At 56.5% G+C, this 6,398-nt stretch carries 5 protein-coding genes; 3 read left to right on the top strand and 2 right to left on the bottom strand.

Annotation, left to right across the window (positions count from 1 at the left end; translation table 11 throughout):
• The first annotated feature begins 113 nt into the window (after nucleotides 1-113).
• The 3 genes from repA to repC all read left to right on the top strand — a co-directional run bounded on the left by repA (nucleotide 114) and on the right by repC (nucleotide 3,785).
• Nucleotides 114-1,304, top strand: coding sequence for a plasmid partitioning protein RepA (repA, locus tag AC0CMF_RS24000; RefSeq protein WP_097142916.1), 1,191 nt, complete (start codon nucleotides 114-116; stop codon nucleotides 1,302-1,304).
• 84 nt (nucleotides 1,305-1,388) lie between these two features.
• Nucleotides 1,389-2,384: a plasmid partitioning protein RepB gene (gene repB, locus AC0CMF_RS24005; protein WP_097142917.1), complete on the top strand. Its 996-nt coding sequence runs from the start codon at nucleotides 1,389-1,391 to the stop codon at nucleotides 2,382-2,384.
• A gap of 156 nt (nucleotides 2,385-2,540) precedes the next feature.
• Nucleotides 2,541-3,785, top strand: a complete 1,245-nt coding sequence (gene repC, locus AC0CMF_RS24010) for a plasmid replication protein RepC (RefSeq protein ID WP_097142918.1) — start codon at nucleotides 2,541-2,543, stop codon at nucleotides 3,783-3,785.
• 263 nt (nucleotides 3,786-4,048) lie between these two features.
• Here the strand turns inward: repC and AC0CMF_RS24015 are convergent, their stop codons facing one another.
• A complete protein-coding gene (locus AC0CMF_RS24015) occupies nucleotides 4,049-4,273 on the bottom strand; it encodes a hypothetical protein (RefSeq protein WP_141402138.1) in 225 nt (74 codons plus the stop codon).
• Between the two features lie 125 nt (nucleotides 4,274-4,398).
• Nucleotides 4,399-5,955 carry an ISL3 family transposase gene (locus AC0CMF_RS24020; protein ID WP_097142919.1) on the bottom strand — a complete coding sequence of 519 codons (1,557 nt, stop codon included), beginning with the start codon at nucleotides 5,953-5,955 and terminating at the stop codon, nucleotides 4,399-4,401.
• Nucleotides 5,956-6,398: the final 443 nt, after the last annotated feature.

Below are 6,398 nucleotides of genomic sequence, written 5' to 3' on the forward strand. Positions count from 1 at the left end.
CTTGTTAACTTTAAATCTCTTGCGACGATGCCGGAATCGCAGGATAGTTTCGCAAATGATGGCGTTCGAGCCATTTTTTCGAAACTGACGACCTCCGGGAAATAGTTCGCAAAATGAGCAATATGCTGCCCAACAGATTTGATATTGAGATTGCCGAGCAAGGGGCGAAGATCTCAAGCGCGTTGCATATGTTGCGCAGCCAGCAGTACCCGCCTGATGCTCGCAAGGGGCTGCGCAAGTTTCAGCTTGCTGAAGTAGCGGACTTCATGGGTGTCACTCAGACGCATCTGAGGCAACTGCACTCTGACGGGAAAGGACCCGAGATTGAGTCCATCGGTGGGCGCCGATACTATACAGCTGACCAGATGCTCGAGCTTCGGGACTATCTTGAGGCAAACAAGAAGTCCGACAAGAGATACTATGTGCCAAGGCGTAAAGAAGGAGAGCCGATGCAGGTTGTATCGGTCGTCAACTTCAAGGGCGGAAGCGGCAAGACCACCACTGCCGCGCATTTGGCGCAATATCTCGCCCTCACCGGCCATCGTGTGCTGGCGATCGATCTTGACCCACAGGCTTCACTCACGTCGCTTTTCGGGATCCAGCCGGAGCTTGACGATACTGCCTCTCTTTATGAGGCTCTTCGATTTGACGACGAGCGGAAGTCAATCGCTGACGTCATCCAGCCGACCAACATTCCTGGACTGGATGTCGTGCCCGCCAACCTGGTTCTGCAGGAATACGAATATGACGTGCCACTGGCGATTTCCTCCAAGAAGGGGGAGGATGGCCGACTGTTCTATATGCGGATCGCCAGCGCTCTGAAGCAGGTGGATGACAAGTACGATGTAGTCGTCATCGATTGCCCTCCTCAACTGGGCTATTTGACGATTACCGCCCTCATGGCTTCGACCGGGATCCTTATCACCATTCATCCTCAGATGCTGGACATCATGTCGATGAGCCAGTTTCTCATGATGCTCGGGGGCATCATGGGGCCGGTTGCGGAGGCCGGGGCCGAGATGCGTGTTCAGTGGTTCCGGTATCTTATCACCCGCTTTGAGCCCACGGATATTCCGCAGGCACAGATGGTCGGGTTCATGCAGTCGATGTTCGCACAGCAAATGCTGAGAAACCACGTTCTTAAGTCCACTGCGATTTCCGACGCGTCCATCAAGAAGCAAACCCTGTACGAGGTTGAGCGGGGTGAATTTGTCCGGGCAACCTATGACAGGGCCATGGAGAGCTTGAATTCTACCAACGCCGAAATCGTGGAACTCATCCATGGGGTTTGGGGGAGGAAATGAGCAGCTTGTCAGCCGTTTTTTTCGCCAATTGTTCTAACTTTGCCAGTCCCTTACCGGCGTTGACGCAAGATTTGGAGTGCGCCTATGTCCCGTAAAAATCCGTTCGCCAGTCTGGATATGGACGCAATCTCGGCGAGCCAGACGCCGACAAAGCCTGGTTATGGCATGACAGGCGCCGCCAAGACGGTTGTTCGCTCCATTGAAGATATGGCCGAGAACACCAAGAAGCTCATGGAAGGTGAGGTGATCGTGGATCTCGATCCGCGATTGATTGACGTGTCCTTCGTGGCCGACCGCCTTTCAGACGACGGGGAAGAATTTCAGGAACTGCTTCAGGCAATCAAGGAATCGGGACAGACGACGCCTATCCTTGTCCGCCCGAGTTCCATGGATGCCAAGCGATACATGGTCGTGTTCGGTCACCGTCGCCTCAGGGTGGCTCGCGAACTCGGAGTTCCGGTCAAGGCGATCGTAAAGAAGCTCGACGATATCACCTCCGCGATCGTGCAGGGACAGGAAAACGCAGCCCGTTCAAACCTGTCTTTCATTGAACGCGCCTACTTCGCTCAGAACCTGATAGCGTCTGGGATGAACAAGGAAACGGTTCGTTCGTCGCTCGCCATCGATGAGGCGATGCTGTCGAAGATGCTTGCTGTCGTCGAGGCCGTGCCAGCGTCAGTCATTCAGGTCTTGGGTGCATCGAAGAAAATTGGGCGCGACCGGTGGCTCAGCCTCCGGCAGTTGCTACTCGCCCCTGCCCTCTCGAAGGTCGCTGTTGAGCACGCAGCTTCGGCCGACTTTCAAAAGCTTCCTGAAGCCGAGCGGTTTGATGAACTTCATGACTACGTGAAGCGATACAAGGCCAAATCGGCTGCGAAAAAGCCCAAAGCCGATACCGCAGCAAAAGACTGGATCTCGTCTGATCGCTCGCTGAATTTCGCGATGACCGCCAAAGCGAAGAAGGTTGCCATCGAGCTCACGAATGTAGAAGCCAAGCCTTTCAGCGAATGGCTGTCTTCTCGCATGGATCGCTTGTACGAGGAGTACAAGGGGTCGCAAAACGAAACCAACGGAGACTAAACCGCAAAAGAAAAAGGCCCCCAAACGGCGAACCGTGGAAGCCTCTCTCGTCATCTCTAGCAGGATCGAGAATCGCATTTCCCGGAATCACAGTCAAGAGTCTTGGCGCCATTTTGGTGAGCGGATTTTCTTTGCCTGAAGAAAGGTGAGAGAAAAATGCAAACGGGAGATGTGACGACGCCCTTTGGGCGGCGGTCGATGTCGCTTGCCCTGGTCAAAAGACAGATGGCGATCAAGGATCCGGATCACAACACGCGCATTGAAAAGTGGAAAGTGTTTCGCGATGTCTGCGAGGCGCGAGAACGCCTTGGAATTCAGGATCGGGCGTTGGCCGTTCTCGATGCCCTCCTGACGTTTTACCCGCACGGGGAGCTCGATTCGAGCAGCGGGCTCGTCGTTTTCCCATCCAATGCGCAGCTATCGGTTCGCGCTCATGGGATCACGGAAAGCACACTCAGACGCCAACTTGCGGCCCTCGTTGAGGCGGGGCTCATCTTGCGTCGCGACAGCCCTAACGGGAAGCGGTACGCCCATCGCAGTCGTGACGGTGAGGTCGAGCAGGCCTACGGCTTCGATCTGACCCCTCTTCTGGCTCGCGCCCATGAACTTGCGCAAATCGCACAGGATGTCGTTGCGGAGCGAACACGGTTCCGTCGGACAAAAGAAGCTCTTACGATCTGCCGGCGAGACGTGCGCAAGCTCATCTCAGCAGCGGTGGAGGAGGGCGCGCCCGGCAACTGGGGGCAGGTAGAAGCGGTCTATGTCGGCATTCTTGCCCGCCTTCCACGCTATCCGGAGAGGGCCCAGATAGACCTCGCACTCGATGAAATGCAGCTGCTTCGGGCAGAGATCCTGAACATCCTGGAAATGCAGCTAGAATCTGAAAATATGCACGGCAATGCCGGCCAGGATGACCGGCACATACAGAATTCAAATACCGAATCTATCTATGAACTTGAACCTAGCTCTGGAAAAGAGCAGGGCGGAAACCCGGAGGATGAACGTCAGGCCAAGAGCGAGGCGAACGGGGGAGCGAAGGCCAAGCCAGAGCCAATAAAGGCCTTCCCACTCGGGATGGTACTTCGGGCCTGCCCGCAGATCGCCGACTATGGTCCCGGCGGACGTATAGAAAACTGGCGCGAGCTCATGAAGGCCGCCGTCGTGGTGCGCTCCATGCTCGGCGTCAGTCCGTCAGCCTACGAGGAGGCGTGCAGCGCGATGGGGCCGGAAAATGCGGCGGTGGCTATGGCCTGCATTCTTGAACGGTCGAACTTTATTACATCTGCCGGTGGCTATCTTCGGGATCTCACCAGGCGCTCGGAACGTGGGGAGTTTTCACTCGGGCCGATGCTTATGGCTCTCATGAAAGTGAATGACCCGGGAAATCGAAGGACTGCTTGACGTCAGTGAGGCGAGACGGGCGAAGGAAATCGGCGCACGGGCTCTCTCGGGGCATGCGACTTGTCAGCCGTTTTTTTTCGCAATTTCCTGTTGCAATACAGGGTTTTACGGGTTTTGAAGGCTAAATTCCGACAGCGGATGGTAAGCCTCTTAGGCTTTGTTGTTTTCTTCCGATTTGCGCCAAAAGTGGACATCGCAACGGACCGTGTAGACGTGAGAGGCCTCATTCAAAGCGCCATTCGACATCGAACTCCAGAGTAAGTCTAGATTTGTCCTGAAAAGTCTGGCGTGCCAGCCGCTGCACGTCGAGTGTCTTCGGCCAACAAATGGCTTCTTATTTCAGACAGTGCGCCGTTCACGGCCTGCATAGATTGCAGGAGCTGCTCCAAATCCGAAAGCGATGACGGAGCTGCTTCAGGTTGGTTCTCTTCACCGCGCGCGGCAGATGGCCTGAAATGCAAAATTACCCCCATTTTCTCCTCCTCCATCGTGACCATTTCTTTTGGGCAGACAGGACAAAGTGCTACGGGAGCACTCTGTCTTTTCACTCGGCGCCTTACACTGTGTTTCGGCATGGAATAAGGGCTCTGACGCAGTTTTGGTGGTCAGAGGTCTATCCGGCGCCAATGACGCGGGCCTGAAGGAGGTCGATTTTCCCTCGGCCGTACATCTGGCGTTTTACAAGCTTGAGCTTGGTAATCTGCCCCTCTGTCTGTCCATTCGACCAAGGCGAACTGATCGCGGCACTCACGGCTGCCCGGTCTTTGGCGACACCGTTGGCGAAGGCCGCGACCAAGCTTGATCGGGCCCGTTCCAGCCATGATTCGAGATCGGCGAGAGATTTCTTGCGGATCATGGCTTGGAAGGCGGCGACGACTTCCCGCGCCTCGACGAGTTGCGGCACGCCGCCTTCAATCGCGGCAACTGTAACGGTCTGAGACTTGGAGAGATCGTCGCGACCGATGGTCATGAGGCGTGCGACAGTCCGTGCCGACGGCGTACGGCTCAAAGCCTCGCAATCCATCTTTTCCGCCTTTCTCCGACGCGTCGCCCACTCGGTGACAACACGAAGGCAGCCCCGGAATCCCTGACGCGTCAGCTCTCGCCACAACTGTGTGCCATTGCGGTGACCGGCGCTCCACTGCGCGTCGAGCCATGGCAGATAAACTTCAAGGGAGCTCTCCCGCACGCGGAACACGTCGGATCGCTGACCACGTAGTACCCGCCTGACAAGGCCGCGACTGTGCCCTGTGCAACGAACGATTTCTTTGATTGCAACACCGGACTTGGCCAAGTCCAAAATGACGGCGTTCGTGTCTTCTCGATGCAGATATCCCTGATATTGGATCCGCTCAGCGGCCGTCAGCAGCTCCGGGTTGATCGTTACCGAGCCGATCGCTGTTCTGATCTGACGCATCGATTTGCGGACGGCGTCGAGGAATGCCCGACTGGCGTTCTCCATCAAATGCCATCGATCGGCCACTTGGGTTGCGTCCGGCAATGCCTTGGCTGCAGCAAGGGCGTAGGCGCCACCGCGATCGCGGGCGACAATACTGATCTGTTGCTGATCCGAAAGCCAGGCCTGAGCGGTTGCCGGCTCTCGGTCCGGCAGAAGTGCGATGGTTTTGCGCCGTTCGAGATCGCAGATGATCGTCCCGTAACGCTGGTTGCGCCGCCATGCCCAGTCATCGATGCCGATCACCGTCGGCGGAACGATACGCGGGGTGCCGCGCCGTCGGACAACACGCAGCAAGGTGTCGTTGCTGACCGGCACCATCAGTCTGCGGGCGATAGTCGCCGCCGGTCGCCCACCCAAAGCAAGCCCGAGATGATGGACGATATGATCAAGCCGCGCAGTACGCCGGGCCCACGGCGCCAGGACATCTGCCTCGAAGCGCTCGGCAAAGATCCTTCGGCAACACAGCACTGCGTCACAGTAGAACCGGCGTGCGGCAATTACCAATCGCACAGACTTTCCCGCTATGGGAAGATCCGTTAGACGTCGATGATAACGACTGTGTATCCGCTCAGATCTTGTTCCACAGCCTGGACAAGGACTGGACATATCCGCCGATCGGACAGCGAGTATTATCGAGTCGTCAGCAGAAGCTGTCTCGTCGATGACAAAGCCTCGGGGCACGAGTGCGGAGGGGCGAAGCGAATGAACCATGGCGCTGATTCCTTTTGCAAAACCAACGCCAGCCGACGCCCAGAATTCATCAAAAGTGAGTCAGAGCCCCGTTTCGATGCCGATTGACAGCTTTTGACTCGAAGCCGCCATTCCAAACGCGCAGAACGAATGACCTCAATGGGGTCGAAACACGAACTTCATCAAAGTAGCTACGTCCGGTTTTGGCGCAGAGCGGACACCATTTCCGCTATCGGCCCTAACCGGCCATTCCAGAACTGACTACACATGTCTGAGAGGGGGTGGTCAGCCGTCTGTCCGCTGCTGGGCAACCACCGTATAGTGCGGACATTAGCACGCTTGCCGCGGCAATTGAAAATCTATCCGGCGAATGACGTTCGGCCACTCCTTCAGAATGGAAGCCTACTTGTAGCGGCTTGCCAACATAAGCGCCTCTGCTCGCAAACATCGGCATTTTCTGCTCG

It is taken from the genome of Pannonibacter sp. CBAS1226 (assembly GCF_055685825.1).